Origin of the sequence: Paraburkholderia sp. J76 (assembly GCF_905220295.1) — a bacterium.
Classification (GTDB): domain Bacteria; phylum Pseudomonadota; class Gammaproteobacteria; order Burkholderiales; family Burkholderiaceae; genus Paraburkholderia.
In genome coordinates this window covers 166,743-192,018 of sequence record NZ_CAJMZJ010000005.1, presented here as the reverse complement: position 1 = coordinate 192,018, position 25,276 = coordinate 166,743, and the positions used below count along the sequence as shown (strand labels likewise).

Below are 25,276 nucleotides of genomic sequence, written 5' to 3'. Positions count from 1 at the left end.
GCGCGGACCTCCGCGCCGCGAGCGTTATTGCGTGGCTTCCCCCGGCGAGGCTTCGTCCGCGTCGTTGCTGCGCGCCCAAAAGAACCGGTCGGGCAGCCACGCGCCCATGCCAGGCCTGAAAGCGTTCTGCACGGCCTGATACAGATATTCCTGCGCCTCGCGCACGGCTTCGGGCGGCTCCTGGCCGTTCGCGAGCAGCGCGGCGATGGCGGCGCCGAGCGTGTCGGTCAGGCCCATCACTGGCTGCGCGGAGCGGTCCCACAGATCCTGGCGCAACTGGCCGTCTTCGCAATACAGCGTGTTGACCACGCGATGCGTTCCCGTTTCCATCGCCAGAATGTACTCGCAGCCTGTGGCGAGCAGGTGCGCGATGGCGGCGTCGACGCTGGGCGCCTCCGCGTCGCCGTCCGGCTGCGCGAGCGCGATCAGCGTGGCGGAATCGGCAACCAGCAGCGTGGTCTGCGGCACGAGCAGATCGGCCATCGCTTCGCGCAGTTCGTCGGCGGCGAGCACGTGTTCGTCGTCGAGCGTGAAGTCGGGGGCGAGAATGAGCGGCACGTCGTCGTAGTCGGCGACCACTTCGGCGATCGCGCTCACGACTTCGGCGCGCGCGCCCGCGCCCACCTTGAACGCCGCGATGGGCATGTCTTCGAGCAGCATGCGCGCCTGGGTGGCGACGGTTTCCGGGTCGAGCCCGGTCACTTCGTCGCAGCCCGCGGAGTCGCGCACCGTATAGCCGGTCAGCGCGGTGACGCCGTGGCAACCCATGCTGGCGAGCGTGAGCAGATCGGCTTGAAGTCCGCCGCCGCCTGTTGGGTCGGAAAGGCCGAAGGTGAGGACGATGGGAGGGGTGTCGCTGGGCATGAACGTGGCGAGATGGATTGGACTTCGGGCGCGGCATACCGGCCGTCATAAGCGAATGCTTTAATTATGCGGCTTATCGATGAATCCGGGGGACGGATGACCCCGCGCTCATGAGGATTTTTGGTGGCGGCGTGAGCCGTTCGCGGCAATGCATTTCGTTTGATCCCGTGCAGGCCAGTTTTCCTCTTGCTAGGCATGGAAACGGCAACAAGGTACCATCATGGCTCTCGTTTCCCCGATTTTTTTCCGACTGGTTTCGGACTTTTCGACGCGGCATAAGAATGGAATATAGAAGCTGGATGTGCCTGATCTGCGGCTGGATTTATGACGAAGAAGCCGGTTTGCCAGACGAAGGCATTGCCCCCGGCACGCGCTGGGAGGATGTCCCGATCAACTGGACCTGCCCGGAGTGCGGCGCACGCAAGGAAGACTTCGAGATGGTCCAGATCTGAGCGTATTGCCCGGATAGCCGGCGGTGTCGCAACGGCAGGCACCGTATTTGCGCTCGCCGTCGCACTTGTCGTCGTCGCATTTGTCACTTGTCGTCGTCGCATTTGTCGATGCTTGTTGTCGACGTCCTGGTCGCTGTCTTTGTCGAACTTGCCCGCTGGTCGGCCCGCTAATGTTTTCGGCGCTGCCCTATGAGTCATCCTTCAAGCTCTGATGTGCGGTTCGAAGCGTTGCCGAATCCGCGCGGCGGCACGGTGCCGTTCGCGCACGGCGCGCTCGCCCAAGCCCTGACCGCGCTCGAAGAACAGCGCGACGTCGCGCGGCCGCTGCGCCAGGCCGCCCGCACGCTGCACGATGCCGGCTGGGTGTCCGCCGCGCGTTTTGCCGACACGCTCCTCCTCGCTTCGCCGCTCGCGCTTGCTGCTCCGGTGCCGGTAGCGCCTGCGCCGGGCTTGCCCACGCGGCCGCTCCATGCGCCCGAAGAAGCGCAGGGCGCCGAAATGCGCGGCCTGTTCAGCGAGGCGCTCGAAGATCTCGTCGCCGCGCTGGATCGCCGTAATCTGCGCGAACTGGCGTGCTCGCCCGCGCTTTTCGCACGGCAGCACGCTCTCGTGGTCGCGCTCGCGGAGCACATGCCCGGCATCGCGCTCGCCTATGAAGATGTGGCGCTGCAAGGCCGGCCGCTCCCGCCCGCATCGCTGCATCCGCAGCCGGCGCAGCGCTTCGGTCAGGTGCGCGCGCGCTTCGAGCAGGCGCTCCTGCACGCGCTGAAATCGCAGGTCGGCAACGGCAGCCGCGCGGCCGACGCGCTCGCGCTCGCGGCATTCGACGAGATGGACGCCTGCATGGCCGAGCTGTCGAGCAGCGATCCCTATGACTTCTGGCGGCTTGCCGCCGCGTGCGGGCGCGCGCTGCGGCGCGGCGCGGCGTCGTGGGGCGACGAGGGCGTGCGACGTCTCTATGCGCGCTGCAATCTGCTGATCGGCGAGCATGCGCGCGGCCTGCGGTTCGCGCCCCAAACGCTCGTGCGCTCTACGCTGGCGTTGCTATGGCGCGACTACGCGCTTTTCGGCGCCGCCGCCGAAGATACCGCCGACGTCGATCTGCTGCACGACTATGGCTTGACCGTTGTCTGGCACATCGCCGGCACGCAGGCCTCGGAGGCGCTGTGGGAAGCCGGCAGCGCGCAGGCCGGCGCGCTAGCGGCGCGCGTGGCGGCCACGCGCGAACTGGGCGCATTGGTTGTGAACGGCAATGCGTATGAAGATTTTCTGCAGACCGCCGATGCGGCGATGATCGCGCTCGGCACGCACTCGCGCACGCTGACGTTGCGCGGCGAGGGCGCGAACCCCGAGCCCGCCGACGCGCTGGTCGCGGCCGAAGCGGCATACCGGATCGGCGCCGCGGCCTGGGCGCTCGGCCTGGGGCACGTGGGCCAGCTCGCCGACGCGCTGGGCCTCGCCTGGCGCCGCACCGCGCACGCGGCAACGCTCGCGGCGCTCGACGCGCATGGCGCGCCGTCGGTGCGGCCGCCCGGCGCCGAGGCGATCGAGCACGCGAGCGAGGCGCTGCGCGCCATGCTGCACAAGGTGGCCGCAGGCATCGCGCAGCCCGACGCCGCGCCGGCGGTGCGTGCGCTCGGTGTGGCGATCGTCAACGGCGCGGCGCAACGCGCAGTGCAAAATATTGCGCATTGACCGGGCCGGAACTGCGGCTTCGCCGCGCGGGCAGTGGGTCGCCGTAGGTAGGCATCGGCCTTGCGGCATATGCCGATCGCCTTGCAAGGGCACAGCGCGCGCGTGTTAGAGTGAGTCATTCCCTGCAGTGCGCAACGCGCAGCCGCTGGCATGGTGCGAGGCAGCCATTGGGCGCCCGACCTCCGGCCTGGCAGCGTGGCGCCATTGCGAATCGTCTTTGCTAGAATTCACACCATGTCCAAGAGTACCGATCGCATCAATCTAACCAACCAGTTCCTGATCGCCATGCCCAGCATGGCGGACCCCACGTTTTCGGGAACGGTGGTCTACCTTTGCGATCATTCGGAGCGCGGCGCGCTCGGTCTCGTCATCAATCGGCCCACCGACATCGATCTCGAGGCGCTCTTTTCCCGCATCGACCTCAAGCTCGAAATCGAGCCGCTCCTGCACGTGCCTGTCTATTTCGGCGGCCCGGTGCAGACCGAGCGCGGGTTCGTGCTGCACGCGCCCGCTGAGGGCACGAGCTATACGTCTTCGATGGCGGTGCCGGGCGGCCTTGAAATGACCACGTCGAAGGACGTGCTCGAAGCCGTCGCCAACGGCAGCGGCCCCGAGCGCTTCCTCCTCACGCTCGGCCATGCCGGCTGGGGCGCGGGCCAGCTCGAGGACGAAATCTCGAAGAACGGCTGGCTCACGGTCGAGGCCGATCCGAAGATCGTATTCGACGTGCCCGCCGAAGAGCGCTTCGAGGCGGCGCTCGCGCTGCTTGGCATTTCGTCGACGATGCTCTCGGGCGAGGCGGGTCACGCATGAGCGTGGCCGCTGGGCGAGGGGCCGGCGAGGCCACCTTGCTTGCGTTCGATTATGGCGAAAAGCGCATCGGCGTCGCGCTCGGCAATGCGCTCACGCGCAGCGCCCGGGCGCTTACCGTCATTCCAAACAAGAGTCGCGACTACCGTTTCGAAGCGATAGGCGAGTTGCTGCGCGAATGGCAGCCCGATCTGCTCGTGGTCGGCTTGCCGTGTCATCCGGACGGCGCGCCGCACTTCATGACGCAGCATGCCAGGCGCTTCGGCAATCAGCTCAATGGGCGTTTCGGTCTGCGGGTGGTGTGGGTGGACGAGCGCTATTCGTCCGTCGACGCCGAAGCACGGCTGCGCGAGCGTGGCGAACGCGTCGAGCATGTCGATGCCGAAGCGGCTTCCGTGATTCTCCAGCAGTACCTCGACGAACTCCCGCTCTGACCAGCCCGAGAGTTGTCCGATGCGAGTTGTCCAATGATTACTCCCGACGCTGAAGCGCTTTACTGCGCCCTTCTCGACGAGATTCGCGCGGCGTACCCGGCGGACGCATTCGGCGCGCCCGGCGGCGTGGCGATCGTCGGTATTCATAGCGGCGGCGCGTGGATTGCCGAGCGGCTTGCGCAGGACGTTGGCGCGCTCGAATGGGGCGTGCTCAACGTGGCGCTGCATCGCGACGATTACGCGAAGAGGGGTTTGCACAGCAAGGCGAGCACGACGACGCTCCCTTTCGCGGTGGAAGGCCGCCACATTCTGCTCGTCGACGACGTGCTTTTCACGGGCCGTACCGTGCGCGCCGCGCTCAACGAACTGTACGACTACGGTCGGCCGGCTTCCGTTGAACTCGCGGTGCTGGCCGAACGCGGTGGGCGCGAGCTGCCTGTTTCGGCGCGTTTTACCGGCGGCGTAGTGGGTGTGGAGGCGCGCGAAACGCTCGTGCTTGCCCACGGCGCCGACGGCCGCTTCGCGTTTCGCGTCGAGCCGGGCAGCGGCGCCTGACGCGGCGCATCGAACGCATCCGGCGGCAGGCACCGCACGCACAGGCGCGCCCGGTGACAAGGCGCCGCCCATCAACCTCCAGGATTCATGCGATGAACACACAGTCCACGCCCGCCGCGTCCACCGCGGACGAGACGCGTTTTCGCTACGGCTTTCTCAAGGGCAATCCGCAGCTCACGAAGAACGGCGAACTCAAGCACCTGCTGTCGATCGAGGGCCTCTCGCGTGCGATCCTCACGCATGTTCTCGATACCGCCACGCAGTTCGTGAGCGTGACCGATCGCGACGTGAAGAAAGTGCCGCTGCTGCGCGGCAAGTCGGTGTTCAACCTGTTCTTCGAGAACTCCACGCGCACGCGCACCACGTTCGAGATCGCGGCCAAGCGTCTGTCGGCGGACGTGCTCAACCTGAACATCAACGCCTCGTCGACGAGCAAGGGCGAGTCGCTGCTCGACACCATCGGCAACCTTTCGGCGATGCACGCCGACATGTTCGTCGTGCGCCATGCGTCGAGCGGCGCGCCGTACCTGATCGCCGAGCACTGCGCGCCGCACGTGCACGTGATCAACGCCGGCGACGGCCGCCACGCGCACCCGACGCAAGGCCTGCTCGACATGTACACGATCCGCCACTACAAGCGCGACTTCACGAACCTGCGCGTGGCGATCGTCGGCGACATCCTGCATTCGCGCGTGGCGCGCTCGGATATTCATGCGCTCACCACGCTCGGGGTGCCCGAGGTGCGCGCCATCGGCCCGCGCACACTGCTGCCGGGCGGCCTCGAACAAATGGGCGTGCGCGTGTTTCATAACCTCGACGAAGGGCTGAAGGACGTCGACGTCATCATCATGCTGCGCCTGCAGAACGAGCGCATGAGCGGCGCGCTGCTGCCCTCCGCGCAGGAGTATTTCAAGAGCTGGGGTTTGACGCCCGAGCGTCTCGCGCTCGCCGCGCCCGACGCGATCGTCATGCATCCGGGGCCGATGAACCGGGGCGTGGAGATCGACTCGCAGGTCGCAGACGGCCCGCAGTCGGTGATCCTCGACCAGGTGAGCTTCGGAATTGCGGTGCGCATGGCGGTGATGGGCATCGTCGCCGGGAATAACGACTAACGCGGGATAGCATGAAGATCCATATTCAAGGCGGCACGCTGATCGATCCGGCGGCCGGCACGCAACAGCAGCAGGACGTGTACATCGAAGCGGGCAGGATCACGGCGCTCGGCGCGGCGCCTGCGGGCTTCCAGGCGGACAGAACGCTCGATGCGCGCGGACTGATCGTCGCGCCAGGTTTGGTCGACCTGAGCGCGCGGCTGCGCGAGCCCGGCTACGAGCACAAAGCGACGCTCGATTCAGAGATGAACGCGGCGCTCGCGGGCGGCGTGACGAGCCTCGTGTGCCCGCCCGATACCGATCCCGTGCTTGACGAAGCGGGCCTGGTCGAAATGCTCAGGCATCGTGCGGGCAAGCTCGCGCGTGCGCATGTGCATCCGCTTGGCGCGCTGACCGTGGGTCTGAAAGGGCAGGTGATCACCGAGATGGTGTCGCTGACCGAGGCGGGCTGCATCGGCTTCACGCAGGCCGACACGCCGATCGCCGATACGCAGGTTCTGCTACGCGCGTTGCAGTACGCGAGCACGTATGGCTACGCCGTGTGGCTGCGGCCGCAGGACGCGTATCTATCTAAGGGCGGCGTGGCCGCGAGCGGCGCGCTGGCATCGCGCCTGGGCCTTGCCGGCGTGCCGGTGAGCGCGGAGACGATCGCGCTGCATACGCTCTTCGAACTGATGCGCGTGACGGGCGCGCGCGTGCACGTGCAGCATCTTTCGTCGGCGGCGGGCGTGGCGCTAGTGCGCGCCGCGAAGGCAGAGGGCCTGCCGGTGACGTGCGACGTGACGGCCAACCATCTGCATCTAATCGACATGGACATCGGCTATTTCGACGCGCAGTTCCGGCTCGATCCGCCGTTGCGCCAGCAGCGCGATCGCGAGGCGCTTCGGGCCGGTCTCGCCGATGGCACGATCGACGCGATCTGCTCGCAGCACACGCCCGTGGACGACGACGAAAAGCTCTTGCCCTTCGCCGAAGCGACGCCGGGCGCAACGGGACTCGAGCTGCTCCTCTCGCTCACCGTCAAATGGGCGCAGGAAGCGCGCGTGCCGCTCGCGAAGGCGCTCTCCCATGTGACGTCGGCTCCGGCAGCGGTGATGCAACGCGATGCGGGGCGGCTTGCCGTGGGCGCGGGTGCGGACCTCTGCGTGTTTGATCCTCATGCGCATTGGCGCGTCGAGCCGCGCGCGCTCAGAAGCCAGGGGCACAACACGCCGTTCCTTGGGTACGAACTGCCAGCCGTGGTGCGCGCGACGCTCGTGGCGGGGCGTGTGGGCTTTGAGCGTGGGTTCGAATGAGCCTGGGCGCGTCATGACGGATTTATGTCATCCGTGTCTGCTAGGATCACGCGATTCAGCCATTCGTAGACCATGAGCCTCTTCCTTCGCAAGACCCGCCTGCTCGCGCATCTGCTGCGCGGCGCCGTGACCGTCGCGATGCGGTTTCCGCGCGCAAGCGCCGACCGGCGTCACGCCATGAACCGGGCCTGGTCCCTCAAGATGCTTGAACTGTGCGGCATGAAGCTCGTCGTGCACAACGACGCGGCGCGGCTCGACGCGGGTGCGCTCGTCGTGAGCAACCACGTTTCGTGGATCGACATCTACGTGATCAACGCGTGGCGTCCGACGCCGTTCGTCTCGAAGGCCGAGATCCGCCACTGGCCGCTGATCGGCTGGTTTGCGCAGAACCTCGATACGGTGTTCATCGAGCGCGAGAAGCGCAGCGACGCGAAGCGCATCATGCACGAGCTGGCCGGGCGGCTCACGCGCGGCGAGCTGATGTGCGTGTTTCCCGAAGGCACGACGTCGGATGGCCTTGCGCTCAAGCCGTTTCACTCGAATATGTTCCAGGCGGCGGTGTCCGCTGGGCGGCCGGTGCAGCCGCTTTGCATCATGTATGAGGATGCACAGGGGCGGCAGTCGGCGGCGCCGGCGTATATCGACGACCTTTCGCTTAAGGATTCACTCGACGCGATGCTCAAGGCTGGGCCCCTGACCGCGCATGTTTATGTGGGCGAGGCGATCGAGGCGGGCGAAGATCGGCGCAAGCTGGCGGCGCGTGCGCAAGAAGCGGTGGGGCAGGCGCTGGAGGCGATGCGCGGTGGGCCGGCGGCGCATGTGCAAGGACCCGGGGCCGTTCAGGTATCGTGACGCCTCGACGCGTCATCGAAAGCAAAACATCGAGGGCAGGATAGTCATCATGAATCGCACCGAACTCGGCGCGCGCATCGCGGAGCGCCTGGAAGCAGAACGCGCGCGATTGCGCGACCACTGGACGCAGACGGCGCCCGTCAACCACTTCCATATCGACGACGTACTCCCGGAAGACGTTGCGCGCGCCATTCGCACGGCCTTTCCCGACACGTCGAAGATGATGCTGCGCAAGAGCCTGCGAGAGCTGAAATACGTCTCGGCCCAAATGGATGCGCACGCGCCGCTGCTCGAAGAAGTCATCTTCGCGTTCCAGATGCCGCGTGTGGTGGAACTCGTCAAGGAGATCACGGGACTGCGCTCGCTCTATCCCGACGAGCATCTTTACGCCGGCGGAATCTCGATGATGGGGCCCGGCCACTTCCTCAATCCGCATCTCGACAATTCGCACGACAAGGACCGCGAACGGTATCGCGTGCTGAATCTGCTCTATTACGTTTCGCCGGACTGGTCGCTGGAGAAGGGCGGCAACCTCGAAGTCTGGCCGCACGGCACGAAAGCCGAGCCCACGACGATCGTGAGTCGCTTCAACCGCCTCGCCGTGATGGTGACCAACCAGCACTCGTGGCACTCGGTGTCGAAAAACGCGAGCACGGAACAGCGCTGCTGCGTGTCGAATTACTACTTTTCGGATCACCCCGTTGGCGACGCCGAATACTTTCACCCGACCTCGTTTCGCGGGCGCCCCGACGAGCCTGTGCGCGACGTCGTGTTGCAGGCCGACGCCGCGGCGCGCGGACTCGTGCGCCGCGTATTTCCCAAAGGTGTGAAGAGCACCACGCACGTGTACAACAAGAAGCGTTGAAAGGACGCCGTGGCGTGAAGTTCAGCCGCTCGTTGCGCGGCAGCTTTCGCACGGCACCTGGGTGAGGATGCGCTGGGACGGATCGGCATCGAGGTGAATTGCCGAGAGCCGCTCTCCCCAAACGCAACCCGAATCGAGCCCGACCACGTTCTTGCGCAAGGTGAGGCCAAGCGCCGCCCAATGGCCGAAGACGACCGTGATGTCGGCTGTTTTGCGTCCGGGTACGTCGAACCACGGCATATAACCGGGCGGCGCCGAATCGAGTCCGCCGCTCGTGGTGAAGTCCATCACGCCGTCCCGACTGCAAAAGCGCATGCGCGTGAGCGCGCTGCAGGTCAGGCGCAGCCGGTCGATACCCTTCAGGTCCTTCGACCAGCGGTTCGGCTCGTTGCCGTAGAGGCCCGCGAGCGTCTCCTTCCAGTTGTCGCGCCGCAAGGCTTTCTCCAGTTCGCGTGCGAGTTCCATCGTGAGATCGACGTCCCATTGCGGCAGCACGCCCGCATGCACCAGCAGCATGCCGTTCTCGTAGTGCGCGATCGGTCGATGGCGGACCCAGTGCAGGAGGTCCTTTGCGTCCGGCGCGTTCAGGATGTCGTCGATGGTGTCGCCCTTTTTCGACTTGCGGATGCCCGCCGAGACGGAAAGCAGATGCAGATCGTGATTGCCGAGCACCGCGACGCCGCGCTCGCCCAGCGCGATCACTTCGCGCAGTGTCTGGAGCGACTCGGGGCCGCGGTTGATCAGATCGCCCGCAAACCACAGCGGCGTTTGGGCAGAGGGCGCCGCCTTGGCGAGCAGCTCGCGAAACGGTGTGAGGCAGCCCTGAAGATCGCCGAAGGCGAGGGGCGCTATGGAGGGCGCTTGCTTGGTCATTAAATTGGAATCAGTTGCAATACGGCACAAGCCGAGACAGTGACGGTATCACACGAAAGTTTGCAGCGTGATGTGGGAAGAAAAGGCACGATTCGATGTCATTCGCCGGATTGCCCGCTGCCAGGCACGGTCGTTCGCCTGGTGCACCGGTTTCGAGAGTGTCAAATCGAAATTTGTCAAGCTGTTTCAAGATGTTAGCGGTATGGCATTCGCTCAGCGTGGCCTTATAATTGTGGGTCATAAAATCAGAGCCAGAAGTATGCCAAGTGGTTCAGAGCGAGTGTTCGCTCGTCAAGGAACCATTTTTACAGCATTCTTTCGAGCATTCTGCTGTCGGGGTCTGCAGGGCAGATTTGCTTATCAAACTCGCGCTACAAAGGAGTTCCATGATTCTCGTAACGGGCGGCGCCGGCTTTATCGGCGCCAACTTTGTGCTTGACTGGCTGCGCCAGTCTGACGAAGCGGTGCTGAACGTAGACAAACTGACCTACGCCGGCAATCTTGGAACATTGCAGTCGCTGCAAGGCAATCCAAAGCACGTGTTCGCGCGCGTGGACATCTGCGACCGTGCGGCGCTCGACGCGCTCTTCGCGGAGCACAAGCCGCGTGCAGTGCTGCATTTCGCGGCGGAAAGCCACGTCGACCGTTCGATTCATGGTCCGGCCGATTTTGTTCAGACCAATGTGGTCGGCACCTTCACGCTGCTCGAAGCCACGCGCCAGTACTGGAACGGTTTGCCGGAGGCCGAAAAGGCTGCATTCCGCTTCCTGCACGTCTCCACCGACGAAGTGTTTGGTTCGCTCTCGGCAACCGACCCGCAGTTCTCGGAAACCACGCCGTACGCGCCCAATAGCCCGTACTCGGCGACCAAGGCCGGTTCGGACCATCTGGTGCGTGCGTACCACCATACGTATGGTCTGCCCACGCTCACCACGAATTGCTCGAACAACTACGGCCCGTACCAGTTCCCCGAGAAGCTCATTCCGCTGATGATTGCCAATGCGCTCGCCGGCAAGCCGCTGCCCGTGTACGGCGACGGCCAGAACGTGCGCGACTGGCTGTATGTAGGGGACCACTGCAGCGCGATCCGCGAAGTGCTCGCGCGCGGGCAGAGCGGCGAAACGTATAACGTCGGCGGCTGGAACGAGAAGAAGAATCTCGAAGTCGTGCATACGCTTTGCGACCTGCTCGACGAAATGCGTCCGAAGGCCGCGGGCTCCTATCGCGACCAGATCACCTACGTAACCGATCGGCCCGGCCATGACCGCCGCTACGCGATCGACGCCCGCAAGCTCGAGCGCGAACTCGGCTGGAAGCCTGCCGAAACCTTCGAAACCGGTCTTGCTAAGACGGTGCGCTGGTATCTCGACAATCAGGCGTGGGCTGACGAAGTCGCTTCGGGCGACTATCGCAAGTGGGTCGAAACGAACTACGCGCAGCGCGCGTAAGGGCAGCAGACATGGCGCGCAAAGGCATTATTCTCGCTGGCGGTTCCGGCACGCGGCTCTATCCGATCACTCATGCGGTGTCGAAGCAACTGCTGCCGGTGTACGACAAGCCGATGATTTACTACCCGTTGTCGACGCTGATGATCGCGGGCATTCGCGACGTGCTCATCATTTCGACCCCGCAGGACACACCGCGTTTCGAGTCGATGCTCGGCGACGGCAGCCAGTGGGGCATGAACATCCAGTACGCGGTGCAACCGTCGCCGGATGGGCTCGCGCAGGCGTTCATCATCGGCAAGGAGTTCGTGGGCAACGATCCGTCGGCGCTCATCCTTGGCGACAACATTTTCTACGGCCACGATCTCGCGAAGCAGCTCGAACGCGCGAATGCGCAGGAGTCGGGCGCGACGGTGTTCGCGTACCACGTGCAGGATCCTGAGCGCTATGGCGTGGTCGAGTTCGACAAGGGCTTTCGAGCGCTGTCGATCGAGGAAAAGCCCGCGCAGCCGCGTTCGAACTACGCAGTCACCGGCCTGTACTTCTACGACAACCGCGTGTGCGACATCGCGGCGGACATCAAGCCGTCCCCGCGTGGCGAGCTGGAGATTACCGACGTCAATTCGCGCTACCTGAGCGAGGGCGCGCTTGATGTCGAGATCATGGGCCGCGGCTACGCGTGGCTCGACACCGGCACGCACGATTCGCTGATCGAGGCGGCAACTTTCATCGCGACGCTGCAGAAGCGTCAAGGGCTCGTGGTCGCGTGTCCCGAAGAAATTGCGTACCGCCAGTCCTGGATCGGCGCGGAGCAACTCCAGGCGCTGGCCAAGCCGCTCTCCAAGAACGGCTACGGCAAGTATTTGTTGAACATTCTCATGGATCAGGTCGCATGGCCATCACGGTAACTGCTACGGCGCTCCCCGAAGTCAAGATCATCGAGCCGAAAGTGTTCGGCGATGCGCGTGGCTACTTCTATGAGAGCTTCAACGGGCGCGAGTTCGAAGAACTGGTCGAGCCGGGCGTCGTGTTCGTACAGGACAACCATTCGCGTTCGGCGAAGGGTGTTTTGCGCGGCTTGCATTACCAGATCCAGCATGCGCAGGGCAAGCTCGTGCGCGTGGTGGAAGGCGAAGTGTTCGACGTTGCCGTCGATATCCGCCGCAGCTCGCCGAATTTCGGCAAGTGGGTGGGTGTGCATCTCTCGGCTGAGAATCATCGTCAGTTGTGGGTGCCGCCAGGCTTCGCGCACGGCTTTGTCGTGTTGTCGGAGTCGGCTCAGTTTCTTTACAAGACGACTGATTACTGGTTCCCCGAGCACGAGCGCAGCATTCTTTGGAACGATCCCGAAATCGGCATCGAATGGCCGGTCGACTTCGAGCCGATGCTGGCGGCGAAGGATGCGGCGGGCAAGCGGCTGGATGAAGCCGACGTTTTTGCGTGAGGGTGTGATGGAGAAGCAGCCGACGATTCTTGTCACGGGCGTGAGCGGCCAGGTGGGTTTTGAACTGCTGCGCAGTTTGCAGGGGCTCGGGCGGGTGATTGGTCTCGACCGTGCGGCGCTCGATCTCGCTGATCTCGATCGCGTGCGTGAAGTCGTGCGTGCGGCAAAGCCCGCGCTCATCGTGAATCCCGCGGCATATACCGCAGTGGACAAAGCTGAGTCGGACGAAGCGATGGCGCGGCGGCTCAATGCCGAAGCCCCGCGCGTGCTGGCCGAAGAGGCCGCGCGGTGTGGTGCAACGTTGATCCACTATTCGACCGACTATGTGTTCGACGGTACGAAGGACACGCCGTATACGGAAGACGACGCCACAAACCCGCAGAACGTGTATGGTGCGACGAAGCTCGAAGGTGAGCAGGCCATCGCGGCGAGCGGCTGCGCGCATCTGATCCTGCGCACGAGCTGGGTGTACGGCCGCCGCGGCAAGAACTTCCTGTTGACGATGCTGAAGCTTGGCGCGGAGCGGCCCGAGTTGCGTGTTGTCGCGGATCAGATTGGTGCGCCGACGTGGTCGAAGACCATCGCGACAGGTACCGCGCATATTGCCGCGCAAGGACTAGCCGGTGGTGAGGCGTGGTGGCGCGAGCGGGGTGGTGTATACAACTTCACTGCGGGTGGGGCGACGTCGTGGCATGGTTTTGCGCAAGCGATTCTTACTCGCGGGATGGGTGACAAGGCGCCGAAGGTGACGCCGATTCCGGCCTCGGACTATCCGGTGCCGGCAAAGCGTCCTGCGAATTCCCGGCTATCCGGGCGCAAGCTCGCGGATGTGTTCGGTCTTCAGCTCCCAGACTGGGAAGAAGCGCTGTTCCTTTGTCTGGAAGACTGATGAGCGCGGGTCGTGCGCGCGGCGATGAGGCCGGCATGGTCGTGGTGTTCTACCAGCCGGATGAAGGCTGTGTGGCGCGTGCAAACCGGCTGGCGAGCGTCGGGCCGTGCGTGGTCGTGGACAATAGCGAGCAGGCACGGGACGCCGCATCGCTCGGGCTCGACCCGCGCATCCACCACATCGCGAACGGGGCGAACCTCGGGATCGCCACAGCAATCAACCAGGGCGTTGACGCGTTGATTGCGCGCGGCTGCACGATGGCGATTCTCTTCGATCAGGACAGTGAGCCATCCGCAGAGCTATTGCGCGCACTGCCTCGCACCATGGAAGAAGTACTCGCGCGCGGAACGAAAGTTGCTCTCCTCGGCCCGGCATACGAAGACGCCCGGTTAGGAGGTATTGCACCCTTCGTGCGTTTCGGCAGGCTGCGGTTGCAACGTGTCAAGCCGGTGGGTTCGACGCCGGTAGACGTCGATTTTCTGATCACCTCCGGCTCTTGTCTCAATCTGGGTGCATGGTCGTCGATCGGTCCGATGGACGACGCGCTCTTTATCGATTTCGTCGATCTGGAGTGGTGCATTCGTGCAAAGGCAAAAGGCTATGCCGTGATGGGCGCGCCTGCACTGAGGCTCGCGCATTCACTTGGCGATGAACCCGTGCGCGTGTTTGGCCGTCGCTACCCCGGGCACAGTCCGGTGCGGCACTATTATCTCTTTCGCAACGCTGTGGCCCTGATCGGCCGCAGGTACGTGCCGTGGAGCTGGAAGTCGAGCGAACTGGTCAAGATGCCGTTTCGTCTTGTGATCTACCTGTTGTTCATGCGGCCGCGCCTGAGGCATTTACGCCTTTCGGTGCTCGGCATCTGGCATGGATTGATCGGCCGCAGCGGCGCGCTGTGAAGTAGCTGCCGTTTTTTATTTTGTCATCTGGATTTTTGAAGGCTTGCATGCTGACTCTTGCACTCGCTGACCTCAAACAAAGCATCGTCTCCTGGCGGTTGTGGACGCTGCTGGGCTGGCTTGAGATTCGACAACGCTACGCTCGCTCGCGCGTCGGTCCATTCTGGCTGACCATTAGCATGGGCGTGATGATCGCTTCGCTTGGCGTTGTGTACGGAACGCTGTTCGGCCAGAACATGCACGAGTATCTGCCGTTCCTCGCAGCCAGCCTCGTGATGTGGGGCCTCTTCTCGCAAACCGTTCTGGACGGCAGCGTCGCCTACATCAACAGCGGTTCCTACATTCGGCAGATGGCCACGCCGAAGCTCATCTACATGTTGCAGGTCTTGTGGCGCAACCTGATTGTGATGTCGCACAACGCGGTGATCATTATCGCGTTGCTGGTGATTTTCGGTGTGAAAGACTGGGCAACGCTGCCTCTGTTCATTCCAGGCTTGCTTCTGTATCTCCTCAACATCTTGTGGATCGCGATGCTGGCAGGCCTGCTGTCCGCACGTTTTCGCGATCTGCCGCAGATCATCGGCGCGCTGCTCCAGGTGGCGTTCTACGTCACGCCGATCATTTTCCGACCCAACGCGCTGAACCGCTTTCAGTTCATCGTCGAATGGAATCCGCTCGCGTACTTGCTCGATCTCGTGCGCGGTCCCTTGATCGGGCACGCGCCAAGCGCCTTGACGTGGGGCGTGACGGGGGGCATGGCCGTGGTGGGGTGGACCCTCGCGCTATGGCTCACCGGCCGCTATGCAAAGCGTATTCCGTACTGGATCTGAGGACACGTCATGGCTTATATAGAACTGAAAAACGTGACCCTCGACCTGCCGATCTACGACGTCCAGGGGCGCTCGCTGAAGAAGCAGGTGTTGCGCATGGGTCGCCGCAACCGGATAGCAGAGGACAACCACGGCATCATCGTCGTGCGCGCGCTCGACGACGTGACGCTGCGTTTCGAGCGCGGCGACCGCATTGGCCTCATCGGTCACAATGGCGCGGGCAAGTCCACGTTGTTGCGAGTCATGGCCGGAATTTATCCGCCAACCGGCGGAACGGTGTCCTGCGAAGGCAAGGCCGTTCCCCTGCTCGACATCAGCCTTGGAATGGACGAAAACTCTACGGGCATGCAGAACATCAGGCTGCGTGGCCTGTTGCTCGGTATGACCGACGCCGAGATCCGCGAGAAGCAAAACGAGATTGCTGAGTTCTGCGAACTGGGCGACTACCTCGACCTGCCGATTCGCACCTATTCCAGCGGGATGCGTGTTCGACTCGCTTTTGCGGTTTCGACGGCCGTGGACGCGGAAATTCTTCTCCTTGACGAAGTGATGGGTGTGGGCGACGTGTCGTTCATGCACAAGGCGGAAGCCCGACTCGCAGACCTCCACAGCCGCGCCGAGATCGTCGTGCTGGCCATGCACTCCAATAATCAGATCCGCAAAGTCTGCAACAAGGTTTTGTGGATGGAGCGCGGGCGTGTGCGTGCCTTCGGTCCCGTGGAAGAAGTGGTGGAGCAGTACGAGATCGCGATGGCTTGAGCAGGTCGAATCGTTCGATGAAGGCTTTGAAGATGCGCGCCGTCATAGGCCGGCTAACGGGAGGGCGAGGCGTTGCCAACGCCGTGCGCAAGGCGTATGGCGTGTATCGTCGCGAAGGGTTGACCGGAGTGAGGCGAAAGCTCACATGGCTGCGTGCTGGTGCGCCGGGTGTCATCGATACCGGCGAGTATGCGCGCTGGATCGATTGCCACGATCGCATTGACGAAATTGGACACGAATCGATTCGCGCACGTATTGGGGCTTTTGCGTCCGCGCCATTGATTTCGGTGGTGATGCCGGTGTACAACCCGAAGCCTGAGTGGCTTGCGGAGGCAATCGAGTCGGTTCGGCGCCAGCTTTATCCCCATTGGGAACTGTGCATTGCCGATGACTGCTCGCCCAACCCAGTCATTCGTGAGTTGCTCGAACGGTATGCGGCCGATGAGCCGCGGATCAAGGTTGTCTTCCGCGAGAAAAACGGGCACATTTCGGCCGCTTCTAATAGTGCGCTGAGTCTCGCGACCGGCGCGTGGGTAGCGCTGCTCGATCACGACGATCTGCTGCCGGAGCATGCGTTATTCTGCGTGGCAGATGTGATTGTTCGGAACCCGTCCGTGCAGCTCATCTATTCCGATGAAGACAAGATCGACGCGAATGGCAATCGTTTCGAGCCGTACTTCAAATGCGACTGGAATCCCGACCTGTTTCTCTCGCACAATATGTTCAGCCATCTGGGTGTTTATCGGAAGGCATTGGTCGACGAGGTCGGCGGGTTTCGGGTGGGGTTCGAGGGGTCGCAAGATTACGATCTCGCGTTACGTTGTGTCGAGCGCGTCGACTCCGCGCAGATTCTTCACATTCCCCGTGTGCTGTACCACTGGCGTCTGCACGCGGCGAGCACCGCAAGCGGAGTAGAGGCAAAGCCTTATGCGGCGGTCGTCGGCGAGAACGCCATCAACGAACATCTGCGAAGACAAGCGGTCCTCGGCGCTGCGGAGTACATCGACTACGGCTATCGGGTTCGCTACGCGTTGCCTGCGCAGCCGCCGCTCGTCAGCATTATCGTCCCGACGCGCAATGCGCTGCACTTGCTTCGACAATGCATTGATAGCGTGCTGGAAAAAACGCGCTACCCCAATTATGAGATCCTCGTCGTCGATAACGGGTCGGACGATGCCGAGACGTTACGTTTCCTGATATCGATTGCTGAGAGACCGCAAATCCGGGTGTTGCGCGACGCGCGCCCGTTCAACTATTCGGCGCTGAACAACCGTGCCGTGCAAGCGGCGAATGGCGAGTTCCTTTGTCTGTTGAACAACGACATCGAAGTGATCTCGCCGGACTGGCTCTCGGAGATGGTCGGCCTCGCACTGCAGCCACGCGTGGGTGCAGTCGGTGCGAAGCTCCTCTTTCCCGACGATACGATTCAGCATGCCGGCCTGGTGCTGGGTATTGCAGGCGTCGCGGGCAACGCGCACAAACACGTTCCGCGGGGGACGCGCGGGTATTTCGGCAGGGCCGCGCTCGTGAGCAGTTTTTCTGCCGTGACGGCCGCTTGTCTCGTGACGCGCAAGGCGGTGTACGAAGAAGTCGGCGGGCTGGACGAGGTCAATCTTACGGTCGCCTACAATGATGTCGATTTCTGCTTACGCGTGCGAGAGGCGGGGTATCGCAACGTATGGACGCCATTCGCCGAACTCTATCATCACGAATCGGCTACGCGCGGGCACGAAGATGACCCCGTGAAGCGCGAGCGCTTCGAGCGCGAGACGGCGTGGATGAAACAGCGCTGGGGCGAAGCACTGATGCACGATCCTTTCTACAGCCCCAACCTGACTATCGAGCGCGACGACTTCAGCCTTGCGTGGCCGCCGCGCGTACGCGCAATCGCATAGATTTCCCCCGGAATGCTTCTGCGAAGTTGGTGTTGGATTGCCCGAGCCGCTGAAGCGTCATTGAAGGTACATAGTGAATCACGGAGCCGATGTGAACGTTTATCCTGTAGTTCTGTGCGGGGGGAGTGGCACTCGCCTTTGGCCAATGTCGCGCGGTGGCTATCCGAAGCAGTATCTCAAGCTTGCGGGCGAACATACGCTTGTGCAGCAAACGGTACTTCGGCTTGCCGACGTTCCCGGCGCACGTCCGCCGATTGTGATCACGAATCAGGACCAGCGCTTTCTCGTCGCGGACCAACTGCACAGCATCGGGGTCAAGCCCGAGGCGATCGTACTCGAACCTGCCCGGCGAAATACGGCACCGGCCGTGGCTGCTGCTGCGTTGCTGGCGGCCGAAAAAGACCCAGATGCGCTACTGCTGGTTTTGCCGTCCGATCATGTGATCGCCCACAATTCCATGTTCGTGAAATATGCAGTCGAGGCGGCGCAGATTGCAAAAAATGGAAGTCTCGTCACTTTTGGCATCGAGCCAACCATGCCGCATACGGGTTACGGTTATATTCGCGCCGGCGCCGCGTTGGCATCGCATGAACGCGCCTATGTCGTCGATGCATTTGCCGAAAAACCTGATCTTGCCACCGCGAAGCGTTTTCTGTCTGAAGGCGGCTACTTTTGGAACAGCGGCATGTTCATGTTGAAGGCATCGTCATATCTGGAGGAGCTGGCGCGCTTTGAACCCGCCGTGCGCAAACAGATTGAATTGTCGTTAGCTGCCGCGAGGCGCGACGAAGATTTCGTGCGGCTCGACCAGCAGGCTTTCGAGGCGAGCCCCGATATTTCGATCGATTACGCCGTAATGGAAAAGACCGATCGCGCTGCTGTGATCGCGGCGTCGGGACTTGAATGGAGCGATATCGGTTCCTGGGCGTCGCTTGCCGACATTTCGGAGAAGGACGAGAGTGGTAACACGCTTACGGGCGATGTGATGACGGAGAACGTCGAGCAAAGCTATATTCGCTCCGAGCATCGGATCGTCGCGGCGATTGGCGTGCGTGATCTCGTCATTGTCGAAACGGCCGACGCAGTTCTCGTAGCGCATCGCAATGAAAGCGAACGCGTCAAGAAAATCGTCGAAAAGCTCGATGCATCAGGGCGGCATGAATCCGTGACGCACCGGCGAGTCATTCGCCCATGGGGAACGTACGAGAGCATCGATCAGGGGGAGCGTTTCCAGGTCAAGCGCATTATCGTGAATCCCGGATCGTCGCTGAGCCTGCAGATGCATCATCATCGTGCTGAGCACTGGATTGTTGTGCGCGGAACGGCGCGTGTCTATAACGACGGCGAGGAGTTGCTGCTCACGGAAAACCAGTCGACCTATATTCCGCTCGGTGCGAAGCATCGCTTGCAGAACCCCGGGATGATTCCGCTCGAGTTGATCGAGGTGCAGTCGGGAGCCTATTTGAGCGAGGACGATATCGTTCGCTTCGAGGACAACTATGGCCGAGGCAGCACATTGTCGTAGCTGTGCCTCGACTGGAGTCGAGAAGCGCCGTGGACGCACGTTGGCCAACACGCTTCGTTTGCCGTTCGTCCAATTGTTAGAAACGCAAGCTTGCATCCGTGGGTCCGAGAGCGATTTTCAGTCGCTGCGCAGGAACCGCGGTTCGGTAATAAAGGAACCACGTGAAAACCTTAGCTGATCAATATTCGCTTCCTGAGATCATTGCGGCGCTAGGAATCGAAAGTGAGTTGTTCTGGGATCCTCGCAGGCTCGTTTCGCCCGGCGCCTGGACCGGCCATATTGCGACTGCATTCTGGCTCGTGAAGGCAATACGTCCGCGTGTCGTGGTCGAACTTGGTACGCATAGCGGTAACTCCTACTCGGCAATTTGTCAGGCCGTGGCGCAGCTGGGTTTTTCCACACGCTGCTTTGCAGTCGATACATGGCACGGAGACGAGCACGCCGGCGCATATGGAGATGATGTATTTAGCGATCTTTCGAAGTTCAACGAGCTTCACTACGCGGAATTTTCGAAACTTCTCCGCATGACATTTGACGAGGCGCGCGCGTATTTTCCCAGTCAACCTCACGGGGAGATCGACCTGCTTCATATCGACGGGCTACACACTTACGAGGCAGTCAAGCACGACTTCGATACGTGGATCGGTGCGCTTTCCGAGCGAGCTGTTGTCATCTTCCACGATATCAACGTGCGCGAGCGTGGCTTTGGGGTGTGGAAGCTTTGGCAGGAGCTTTCTGCTCAATATCCGTCGTTTGAATTCGATAATTCGGAAGGCTTGGGCGTGCTTTGCGTGGGTAAAGATCAATCGCAACTTATCGAAAAGCTGGTGGAATTGGGTAGCGTTCCCGAAGCAGCTGCAACGATTCGCGCGCTATTTGCCGCGCGGGGCGAAGCGTTCAGTCGCCATGTCAAGTCAATTGATCTCGAGAGGCATGCCGGCAACCTCGGCGGGGAGATTGCGCGCCTGGTGCGGGAGACGGAGACTGCCCGGTCCGAACTGGACCAACGCGTACACGATTCGCAGTCCGTTCAAGCGGTCCAACGTGAACTCCATCAACGCGTGGATACCTTGTCGTCGGACCTTGCTCGTGCGAAGGACAAGCAATTGGCACAAGCCGCCAGGCTCGAGGTGTCGGAGCAGCGGGTAAGGCAATCGGAACAGCGGGTAAGGGATCTGGAGGCCGAGCTTGTTTCGCAGCGCAGCGCTCATGAAGTTCAAATTCACGGCATGCTCGAAAGTGAACTGCGAGAGCGCGATCAGATCATCCGGTCGTTTCAGAACTCGACCTCGTGGCGCGTGACAGCACCTATGCGCGCGATGATCTCGCGCATGCGAGGTGGGGCGAGAGGCGCGACGGCGCTCGCTCGTTCATCCGCTGAAAAGATCGGCGGCGCACCGTCGGTCAGCACTGCTGCCGCGCCCGAACCGCTCGTAGGCGCGGATGCCAAGTCGGCGATGCGTGAGGGTTTCAAGGTACGTCTGGAATCGTTTCTCACCGCCAGTGGAGCGCTTCGTTTCAAGCGCGATCCGTCTCCCGATGTGAGTATTCTGCTGGTTTTTTATAACAGCGCAGAGCTGAGCTACGCCTGTCTCGCCTCGATCGCGGAGGTGCTGCACGAGAGCTCCATCCGGGCAGAGGTAATCATTCTGGATAACGGGTCAACCGACGCGACGTCCAGGCTACTCGATCGAATCGAGGGGGCCACGATCATTCGTAGTCGCGAGAACCTGCATTTCCTTAAGGGCGCAAACCGCGCTGCGAAAGAGGCTCGCGGTAAATACCTGCTTTTCCTCAACAACGACGCGTTGCTGCTGCCTGGCTCGCTCGAAGCGGCGTTTTCGCTTTGCGAATCGAGTAGCGATATCGGCGCCGTCGGTGGCCGTATCATCCTCCCGAGCGGAAAGCTGCAGGAGGCCGGCTCAGTTGTATGGGACAACGGTGCGTGCACGGGCTATGGCCGTGATGCCAAGCCTGACGCGCCTGAATTCATGTTTCGGCGCGATGTCGACTATTGCTCCGGTGCTTTTCTCATGACGCCGCGTGCCGTTTTTGAAGAACTAAAAGCATTCGATGAACGATACGCGCCGGCCTACTACGAAGAGACCGATTACTGTCTGCGGCTTTGGGAGTCGGGGCGCCGTGTGGTTTACGATCCCGAGGTCGTAATTTTGCACTATGAGTTTGGCAGTTCTTCGAGTTCTCAGCAGGCGCTGCAGTTGCAGCAACGAAATCACGCGATATTTCGCGAACGTCACAGCGCCTGGCTTGCGAAGCAGAACGCCGTTGCCCTCGAAAAGATACTCTGGGCACGTCAGGCGCGCAGCGACAAACGCCGTTTGCTCTATATTGAAGATCGCGTGCCGCATGAGTACCTCGGCTCGGGATATCCACGATCTCGCGAGTTGCTGTGCGCATTGGAACGGGCGGGCGCACAGATTACGCTTTTCCCAATGTTCGAGCACGACGAGACCTGGCCGGCGATCCGTCAATCGATTCCCGCGTCAATCGAGGTGATGCGTGGTCATTCGGCAAAGGATCTGGCGCTGTTCATGCGCGATCGAGTTGGCTACTACGATGCGATCGTCGTTTGCCGCCCACATAATATGGAGGCGCTCCTCAACGCGACCAACGGCGGGCATGCTAAATGGACAGGTGACGCCACGATCGTCTACGACGCCGAGTCACTATTCGCGTCGCGCACTCTGCTCGAGCGAAAGCTAAAAGGAGACGTTGTCTCTGCGGCCGAGGCACAAAAGCTCGTTCACGACGAGATTGCACTGACCAGACCGGCAAAAGCGGTTATTTCGGTGTCGGATGCGGAGAAGCATCAATTTGAAATGCACGGCGTGAGTTCAGTCTACGTTCTAGGCCATTCGGTCGATCCGATGCCTACGCCGCGGCAGTTTGATCAACGCGCTGACTTCTTGTTTGTCGGTGGCATTCACGAGGATAAATCGCCCAATGCGGAATCGCTTCGCTGGTTCGTGGCGATGATCTGGCCGCTCGTGCTGGAAAAGCTCGGCGCTGAAACCAAACTGCACATTGTGGGACACAATCGTGCTTCGAGCATCCTGGCCTTGAAGAGTGACACCGTGCGACTCGTTGGCAAGGTTGACGATCTCGCCCCTTGGTACGACCGCGCACGTGTAGTGATTGCACCCACGCGGATTGCGGCTGGCATTCCTTCAAAGGCACATGTGGCGGCTGCTCATGGTGTGCCGATGGTCACAACCCGGCTGATCGCCGAGCAATTGGGCTGGGAGTCGGGCGTGCATCTTCTTGCCGAGGACGACGCAACCGGATTCGCCGACGCCTGCTGCCGCCTTTATACGGATCAGGTACTTTGGGAGTCTTTGCGAAGCAATGCGCTCGCGCGAGTCGCGTCGGATTGTTCGCCCGAGCGCTTTGGCCGAACAGTGGATGAACTGCTCGCGCAGATTCCCCGCACCGCTAGCCAGCCATAAACCAGTACTCTCAGGATTGACTCTTATGCTCGAGCCGACTCTTACACCGGCAAACGACTTGACTCGCGAGGGCGGCTGGTGGATTTCGACCGGAGCGGACCCGTTCTTTTTGCTTGATTTCGGTACAGGCAGAATCCCATCCGGTCGCAATGTCGTTCGCCTCGATGTCGAAGTGGAAAGCGGCAGTTTTTCGCCGACACTCTATTTCGACGTCGGCACGGGCTTTTCGCAGTCGCTGACGCAGGAATTGCCCGTACGTTCGCTTGGCACCACGGGAGTGCTGCTCGCATTGCCACAAAATGTGCGCGCGATCCGACTCGATCCCATGACTGGCCAGGGACGTTTCAAAATCAACGGGATTTCCTTTGATCCGGTGTCACGCCTTTCTCTGGCATGGCAACGTGGCAAGCCATTGTTGCGCACAATCGGGACGCAGCCAAAGCTGCTTTGGCCCTATGCGATGCATGCGGCGAAACTGATGAAGGGGCGCGGCGTGAAAGGCGCGTTGCGCCATGCGTTGCGCGATCGATCGAACGAAGGGCACGGGGGGGCGAAGGCGAGTGAATATGATGACTGGGTCATGCTTTATGACTCGCTCACCTCGGACGACAAGACGAAGATCTCGTCACACATCGCGCGCTTTTCGATACGCCCGCGTATTTCGGTGCTCGTGCCGCTTTACAACACGCCGGAGCCATTCTTGCGCCGATGCATCGATTCGGTGAGAGAGCAACTCTACGACGAATGGGAACTGTGCCTTGCCGACGACGCATCGCCACAGCCTCATGTGCAGAAGATCTGCGAACAATACGCGCGGCTCGATTCCAGAATACGTTACCTGCGCCGTGGCACGAACGGCCATATTGCTGAAGCGAGCAATACTGCGCTCGAAATGGCGACTGGCGACTTTTCAGCGCTGCTGGATCATGACGACGAACTTGCGCCTCACGCGCTCTATATGGTCGCTGCGGAATTGAACGCGCAACCCGCACTCGACATGCTGTTTTCAGACGAGGACAAGATCGACGAACAGGGCAAGCGTTACGAGCCATGGTTCAAGTCCGACTGGAACTATGACTTGATGCTCTCGCAGAACGCCGTAGTGCACCTGGCGGTGTATCGCACGTCCATTCTCCGCGAGATAGGTGGCTTCCGAAGTGCATTCAACGGTAGCCAGGACTACGACGTTACGCTGCGATTTAGTGAGCACACGGAACCCGCGCGCATCAAGCATATTCCGTTCATCCTCTATCATTGGCGAGCTATTAGCGGGTCGGTCGCGCTTGCGACGACGGAGAAACTTTACCCGTACGAAGCGGCCGAGCGCGCAATTCGCGAGCATCTTGCGCGCATGGGTCGCAGCGCGACGGTTGAGCAGCAGAAACATCTGGGCTATTACCAGGTGAAGTGGCCTGTCGTTCAACCGGAGCCGAAGGTCGCGATCATCATTCCGACGAAGGACAAGGTCGATTTGCTACGCGTGGCGGTCGACTCCATTCTTGCAAAGACCGCGTACCGTAACTATCAGATTGTGATCGTCGACAACGAGAGCGTTGAGCCGGCCACGGCGGCGTATTTCGAGGAAGTCGTCAGGGAGCGGAATGTACGGGTGATCAATTACAACAAACCGTATAGCTTCGCAGCGCTAAACAATTGGGCGGTAACACAAACCGACGCACCTCTGCTGGCCTTCGTGAACAACGATATCGAGGTGATCGAGCCGAATTGGCTCGGTGAAATGGTTGGGCATGCATTGCGTCCGGAGGTAGGGTCGGTCGGTGCCAAGCTGCTTTATCCAAATGGGACGATTCAGCACAGCGGGGTGGTCGTGGGGATTGGCGGCCTTGCCGGCCATCCACATGTCGGTGAGCCCGGTAGCGCGTTCGGGTATTTTGGCCGGGCTGCATGCACTCAGCGCTACTCCGCCGTCACGGCGGCGTGCATGGTGATGAGACGAGAGGTTTTTCTCGAAGTTTCTGGCTTCGACGAAGTCAACTTTGCGGTGGCTTTCAATGATGTCGATTTAGGACTCAGGCTGGGAGAGGCGGGGTACGCAAACGTATGGACGCCGGGGGCGCTCCTTTACCATCACGAATCGGCGAGCCTCGGTCTGCCGACCAACGAGAACCGCCGTCGCCAATTTCTGCAGGAGTGTGACAACTTCCGTCGAATCTGGGCCGACGTGATCAAGAACGATCCGTTCTACAATCCGAATTTGACTGTGAGCGGAGGCGATTTCCGTCCGAATTTTCCCCCTCGCGTGTGTAAGCCGTGGCTGTCGGAGACCGACAGCCACGAAACTCGATAGGGTGATTT

Annotated in this window: 22 protein-coding genes; 20 read left to right on the top strand and 2 right to left on the bottom strand. The window is 61.7% G+C overall.

Features of this window, described 5'->3' with window-relative positions; genetic code table 11:
* Positions 1–24: 24 nt before the first annotated feature.
* Entirely contained in the window at positions 25–864 is an 840-nt protein-coding gene (locus U5768_RS12145; protein ID WP_322030641.1) for a hydroxymethylpyrimidine/phosphomethylpyrimidine kinase, read from the bottom strand.
* 281 nt (positions 865–1,145) lie between these two features.
* On the opposite strand from U5768_RS12145, the gene U5768_RS12140 reads away from it, so the two are divergent.
* The 9 genes from U5768_RS12140 (at position 1,146) to U5768_RS12100 (ending at position 8,934) form a co-directional block, all read left to right on the top strand.
* On the top strand, positions 1,146–1,316 hold the full coding sequence (locus tag U5768_RS12140; protein ID WP_008342674.1) for a rubredoxin: 171 nt from the start codon (positions 1,146–1,148) through the stop codon (positions 1,314–1,316).
* 189 nt (positions 1,317–1,505) lie between these two features.
* Entirely contained in the window at positions 1,506–3,011 is a 1,506-nt protein-coding gene (locus U5768_RS12135; RefSeq protein WP_322030640.1) for a hypothetical protein, read from the top strand.
* 234 nt (positions 3,012–3,245) lie between these two features.
* Positions 3,246–3,824: a YqgE/AlgH family protein gene (locus U5768_RS12130; protein WP_322030639.1), complete on the top strand. Its 579-nt coding sequence runs from the start codon at positions 3,246–3,248 to the stop codon at positions 3,822–3,824.
* The gene (ruvX, locus tag U5768_RS12125) at positions 3,821–4,255 is read left to right on the top strand and encodes a Holliday junction resolvase RuvX (RefSeq protein ID WP_322030638.1); all 435 of its coding nucleotides are present in this window, start codon (positions 3,821–3,823) and stop codon (positions 4,253–4,255) included. The genes U5768_RS12130 and ruvX overlap by 4 nt, the downstream gene beginning before the upstream one ends.
* A gap of 33 nt (positions 4,256–4,288) precedes the next feature.
* On the top strand, positions 4,289–4,810 hold the full coding sequence (gene pyrR, locus U5768_RS12120) for a bifunctional pyr operon transcriptional regulator/uracil phosphoribosyltransferase PyrR (RefSeq protein WP_322030637.1): 522 nt from the start codon (positions 4,289–4,291) through the stop codon (positions 4,808–4,810).
* Positions 4,811–4,902: 92 nt separating this feature from the next.
* Positions 4,903–5,922, top strand: coding sequence for an aspartate carbamoyltransferase catalytic subunit (locus tag U5768_RS12115; RefSeq protein ID WP_322030636.1), 1,020 nt, complete (start codon positions 4,903–4,905; stop codon positions 5,920–5,922).
* 11 nt (positions 5,923–5,933) lie between these two features.
* Positions 5,934–7,217 (top strand): dihydroorotase, encoded by a 1,284-nt coding sequence (locus tag U5768_RS12110; RefSeq protein WP_322030635.1) that lies wholly within the window; start codon positions 5,934–5,936, stop codon positions 7,215–7,217.
* A 72-nt stretch (positions 7,218–7,289) separates the two neighbouring features.
* Positions 7,290–8,069 carry a lysophospholipid acyltransferase family protein gene (locus U5768_RS12105; protein ID WP_322030634.1) on the top strand — a complete coding sequence of 260 codons (780 nt, stop codon included), beginning with the start codon at positions 7,290–7,292 and terminating at the stop codon, positions 8,067–8,069.
* Positions 8,070–8,118: 49 nt separating this feature from the next.
* On the top strand, positions 8,119–8,934 hold the full coding sequence (locus U5768_RS12100; RefSeq protein WP_322030633.1) for a 2OG-Fe(II) oxygenase: 816 nt from the start codon (positions 8,119–8,121) through the stop codon (positions 8,932–8,934).
* A gap of 21 nt (positions 8,935–8,955) precedes the next feature.
* Here U5768_RS12100 and U5768_RS12095 read toward each other — a convergent pair whose 3' ends face one another.
* Positions 8,956–9,807: a symmetrical bis(5'-nucleosyl)-tetraphosphatase gene (locus U5768_RS12095; protein ID WP_322030632.1), complete on the bottom strand. Its 852-nt coding sequence runs from the start codon at positions 9,805–9,807 to the stop codon at positions 8,956–8,958.
* Between the two features lie 386 nt (positions 9,808–10,193).
* Between U5768_RS12095 and rfbB the strand changes: the two genes are divergently transcribed.
* The 11 genes from rfbB to U5768_RS12040 all read left to right on the top strand — a co-directional run bounded on the left by rfbB (position 10,194) and on the right by U5768_RS12040 (position 25,268).
* Entirely contained in the window at positions 10,194–11,255 is a 1,062-nt protein-coding gene (gene rfbB / locus U5768_RS12090) for a dTDP-glucose 4,6-dehydratase (protein ID WP_322030631.1), read from the top strand.
* Between the two features lie 11 nt (positions 11,256–11,266).
* Positions 11,267–12,160: a glucose-1-phosphate thymidylyltransferase RfbA gene (gene rfbA, locus U5768_RS12085; RefSeq protein WP_322030630.1), complete on the top strand. Its 894-nt coding sequence runs from the start codon at positions 11,267–11,269 to the stop codon at positions 12,158–12,160.
* Positions 12,145–12,696, top strand: coding sequence for a dTDP-4-dehydrorhamnose 3,5-epimerase (rfbC, locus tag U5768_RS12080; protein WP_322030629.1), 552 nt, complete (start codon positions 12,145–12,147; stop codon positions 12,694–12,696). Before rfbA ends, rfbC begins: the two co-directional genes overlap by 16 nt.
* Positions 12,697–12,703: 7 nt before the next feature.
* The gene (rfbD, locus tag U5768_RS12075; protein WP_322030839.1) at positions 12,704–13,585 is read left to right on the top strand and encodes a dTDP-4-dehydrorhamnose reductase; all 882 of its coding nucleotides are present in this window, start codon (positions 12,704–12,706) and stop codon (positions 13,583–13,585) included.
* Positions 13,585–14,484 carry a glycosyltransferase family 2 protein gene (locus U5768_RS12070; protein WP_322030628.1) on the top strand — a complete coding sequence of 300 codons (900 nt, stop codon included), beginning with the start codon at positions 13,585–13,587 and terminating at the stop codon, positions 14,482–14,484. The genes rfbD and U5768_RS12070 overlap by 1 nt, the downstream gene beginning before the upstream one ends.
* 47 nt (positions 14,485–14,531) lie before the next feature.
* Entirely contained in the window at positions 14,532–15,314 is a 783-nt protein-coding gene (locus U5768_RS12065) for an ABC transporter permease (RefSeq protein ID WP_322030627.1), read from the top strand.
* A gap of 9 nt (positions 15,315–15,323) precedes the next feature.
* Positions 15,324–16,073 carry an ABC transporter ATP-binding protein gene (locus U5768_RS12060; protein WP_322030626.1) on the top strand — a complete coding sequence of 250 codons (750 nt, stop codon included), beginning with the start codon at positions 15,324–15,326 and terminating at the stop codon, positions 16,071–16,073.
* A 17-nt stretch (positions 16,074–16,090) separates the two neighbouring features.
* On the top strand, positions 16,091–17,968 hold the full coding sequence (locus U5768_RS12055) for a glycosyltransferase family 2 protein (RefSeq protein ID WP_322030625.1): 1,878 nt from the start codon (positions 16,091–16,093) through the stop codon (positions 17,966–17,968).
* A gap of 91 nt (positions 17,969–18,059) precedes the next feature.
* Positions 18,060–19,493, top strand: coding sequence for a mannose-1-phosphate guanylyltransferase/mannose-6-phosphate isomerase (locus tag U5768_RS12050; protein ID WP_322030624.1), 1,434 nt, complete (start codon positions 18,060–18,062; stop codon positions 19,491–19,493).
* A gap of 161 nt (positions 19,494–19,654) precedes the next feature.
* Positions 19,655–22,960 (top strand): class I SAM-dependent methyltransferase, encoded by a 3,306-nt coding sequence (locus U5768_RS12045; RefSeq protein ID WP_322030623.1) that lies wholly within the window; start codon positions 19,655–19,657, stop codon positions 22,958–22,960.
* A gap of 25 nt (positions 22,961–22,985) precedes the next feature.
* Complete coding sequence (locus U5768_RS12040; RefSeq protein WP_322030622.1) at positions 22,986–25,268, top strand: glycosyltransferase family 2 protein; 2,283 nt, start codon at positions 22,986–22,988, stop codon at positions 25,266–25,268.
* Positions 25,269–25,276: the final 8 nt, after the last annotated feature.

Excerpts from the sequence above, each read along its gene's own strand:
- U5768_RS12100 (WP_322030633.1), top strand. The coding sequence starts at position 8,119 with ATGAATCGCACCGAACTCGGCGCGCGCATCGCGGAGCGCCTGGAAGCA.
- U5768_RS12105 (WP_322030634.1), top strand. The coding sequence starts at position 7,290 with ATGAGCCTCTTCCTTCGCAAGACCCGCCTGCTCGCGCATCTGCTGCGC.
- U5768_RS12055 (WP_322030625.1), top strand. The coding sequence starts at position 16,091 with ATGAAGGCTTTGAAGATGCGCGCCGTCATAGGCCGGCTAACGGGAGGG.
- U5768_RS12130 (WP_322030639.1), top strand. The coding sequence starts at position 3,246 with ATGTCCAAGAGTACCGATCGCATCAATCTAACCAACCAGTTCCTGATC.
- rfbB (WP_322030631.1), top strand. The coding sequence starts at position 10,194 with ATGATTCTCGTAACGGGCGGCGCCGGCTTTATCGGCGCCAACTTTGTG.
- rfbD (WP_322030839.1), top strand. The coding sequence starts at position 12,704 with ATGGAGAAGCAGCCGACGATTCTTGTCACGGGCGTGAGCGGCCAGGTG.
- U5768_RS12065 (WP_322030627.1), top strand. The coding sequence starts at position 14,532 with ATGCTGACTCTTGCACTCGCTGACCTCAAACAAAGCATCGTCTCCTGG.
- U5768_RS12135 (WP_322030640.1), top strand. The coding sequence starts at position 1,506 with ATGAGTCATCCTTCAAGCTCTGATGTGCGGTTCGAAGCGTTGCCGAAT.
- rfbC (WP_322030629.1), top strand. The coding sequence starts at position 12,145 with ATGGCCATCACGGTAACTGCTACGGCGCTCCCCGAAGTCAAGATCATC.
- U5768_RS12060 (WP_322030626.1), top strand. The coding sequence starts at position 15,324 with ATGGCTTATATAGAACTGAAAAACGTGACCCTCGACCTGCCGATCTAC.
- U5768_RS12145 (WP_322030641.1), bottom strand. The coding sequence starts at position 864 with ATGCCCAGCGACACCCCTCCCATCGTCCTCACCTTCGGCCTTTCCGAC.
- U5768_RS12140 (WP_008342674.1), top strand. The coding sequence starts at position 1,146 with ATGGAATATAGAAGCTGGATGTGCCTGATCTGCGGCTGGATTTATGAC.
- U5768_RS12040 (WP_322030622.1), top strand. The coding sequence starts at position 22,986 with ATGCTCGAGCCGACTCTTACACCGGCAAACGACTTGACTCGCGAGGGC.
- U5768_RS12115 (WP_322030636.1), top strand. The coding sequence starts at position 4,903 with ATGAACACACAGTCCACGCCCGCCGCGTCCACCGCGGACGAGACGCGT.
- ruvX (WP_322030638.1), top strand. The coding sequence starts at position 3,821 with ATGAGCGTGGCCGCTGGGCGAGGGGCCGGCGAGGCCACCTTGCTTGCG.
- U5768_RS12070 (WP_322030628.1), top strand. The coding sequence starts at position 13,585 with ATGAGCGCGGGTCGTGCGCGCGGCGATGAGGCCGGCATGGTCGTGGTG.
- rfbA (WP_322030630.1), top strand. The coding sequence starts at position 11,267 with ATGGCGCGCAAAGGCATTATTCTCGCTGGCGGTTCCGGCACGCGGCTC.
- U5768_RS12110 (WP_322030635.1), top strand. The coding sequence starts at position 5,934 with ATGAAGATCCATATTCAAGGCGGCACGCTGATCGATCCGGCGGCCGGC.
- U5768_RS12095 (WP_322030632.1), bottom strand. The coding sequence starts at position 9,807 with ATGACCAAGCAAGCGCCCTCCATAGCGCCCCTCGCCTTCGGCGATCTT.
- pyrR (WP_322030637.1), top strand. The coding sequence starts at position 4,289 with ATGATTACTCCCGACGCTGAAGCGCTTTACTGCGCCCTTCTCGACGAG.